This window comes from Stieleria sp. (assembly GCF_041595215.1).
Classification (GTDB): Bacteria; Planctomycetota; Planctomycetia; order Pirellulales; family Pirellulaceae; genus Stieleria; species Stieleria magnilauensis.
Window position 1 is genome coordinate 1 of the sequence record NZ_JBFHKV010001298.1, and the last position, 2,112, is coordinate 2,112.

At 61.2% G+C, this 2,112-nt stretch carries 1 protein-coding gene; it reads left to right on the forward strand.

The window, feature by feature from the left end:
• Window positions 1-2,112 (forward strand): alpha-2-macroglobulin family protein (locus tag ABX749_RS30740; RefSeq protein ID WP_372899396.1); only part of this gene is annotated, 2,112 nt, incomplete at both ends.

The following is a 2,112-nucleotide window of genomic DNA, read 5'->3' on the forward strand; positions in this document are numbered from 1 at the left end:
GCCACGTTGACCGTCCGCCGGGCGGATGATTCGATTCCCGTCGCCGCCCCGGCACGCATCCAAGCCGTCGTCGACGGCGACGTCATTCATCAATCCACCAGCTCACTGGGTATCAACGGAGAGCTTGCGGTCGCGTTCGACTTGCCCAAAGTGATCCGCGAGGGCGAGGGCACGTTGTCGATCGCGATCGACGATGGATCGGTCACCGAAACCGCCGCCCGTCCGATCCCGATTCACACCGGACGCGCGGAAGTCGATTTTTATCCCGAAGGCGGCTACTTGGTCGGTGGGGTCACCAACCGTGTTTACTTTGCCGCACGTGACCCCGATGGCAATCCGATCGAGATCGCCGGCGAAGTCCTTTCGCAAGCCGGGCGGATGGTCGCGAGCATCAAAACGGTTCGCGACGGCATGGGCCGGTTCGACTTCAAGCCCGAGTCGGGACAACGTTACTCGCTGAGGATCACGTCGCCGCTGGACATCACCGAGACACCTTGGTTGCCATCGGTCGTCGAGGCCCTGCCGGTGTTGGATACCGGTGACGGTGTGTTTGAACCCGGCGAACCGATCTCGATGACCCTTCGCAGCACCAAACGTCGACCGTGCATCGTTCGCGTGGTCTGCCGCGGCGAACTGGTGGGGGTCAAGACGACTGAAATCGGCATCGGTGACACCTCCGTGACGGTACCGATTCAAGACCGCGCCGCCGGCGTGATTCGAGTCACGGTGTTGGATGCCAGTGGCGAGACGGCCACCCCGCTAGTCGAACGACTGGTCTATCGCAAAGCTGTCAAGAAGCTGAACGTCACCGCCAGTGTGGACGATGACCGTCGCGTCCATTCGCCCGGCGAGTCGGTGCGGATGACGATCGCAGTCACCGACGAAAACGACCAACCCGTCCCCGGAGCGGTCTTGGGTGTCCGCGTCGTGGACGACGCCGCACTCAGCTTGCGACAACAAGATCTGCCGTCGATCGCAACGCATTTCTTCTTGACCAGCGAGGTTCAATCGCCGGAGGATTTGGAACACGCCGATTTCTATCTCGACGATTCGCCCGAGGCGACCGAGAGTTTAGATTTGTTGCTGGGCACCCAGGGCTGGCGACGGTTTGTCAGTGGATCACCGGATCAGTTCGGCGAAACCTTTCGCGACGCCTTGACGCGTTTGCTGGAACTGGACGGTCAACGATCGGAATTGACCAGCCGGACGCAATCGAACGAGGCGACGATCGCGGCCCAGTTGCACGAATACCAACTGCGCATCGCAGCAGCCTGGCGGAGCTTTGTTTCCGAAGTCCGCATCGCGTTGATCTTGATCGGCGCGTTTTGGTTGATTGGTTTGTTGGTCCGCCCGCGAAAAGCCGGCGCGGTCGCCGCCGGACTGCTGTTGTTCGCTGCGATCATGCTCTCGCAATCCGGTTGCGGCAGCCAAGGGAACTATCGCGTGGAGGCGACTTCGGAATCCGCCCGCGATCAGATGACCGCCGGCGACATCGCACCGATGATGGAAGCACCGTCGGAATCAAGCTCCGCCGATGAAGCACAATTTCGAAGCCAAGAAGAACAAGCCGAAGCATCCGGTGCAGATGCGGGCGCTACCCAGCCGTTTGTCCAACGCGTCGTCCAGGCATTCTTGGGCCAGCGCGGCTCGAAGGTGCCGACCGAAGTGTCACAGACGCGGCTGACCCCGGAACAACTGCAACGCCTGGCAAAGTCGCGTGACCTGGACGCGCAAGCTTTGGCCGATCAATTGATGGACGAATTGCGGTTTCCGATTCGCCAGTACGCCCATCTGCATCGCCGCAGCGAAGACGATGTCCGCAGCGACTTCACCGAAACGGTGTATTGGAATCCGATGATGGTGACCGATTCAACGGGAACGGCGACGATCCGGTTCGATCTTTCGGACTCGCTGACGATGTTCCGCGTGGACGTCGACGCGCACAGCACCGACGGCCGGTTGGGCAGTGGGGGCGGCGCGGTCGTGACCGAGATTCCGATTCAAGTCGAACCGAAACTGCCGTTGGAAGTCACCGGCGGCGATCGCATCGACCTGCCCGTGGGACTGGTCAATGGGACCGACCAAGACGGAGCGTTCGAAGTTCAATTGCAA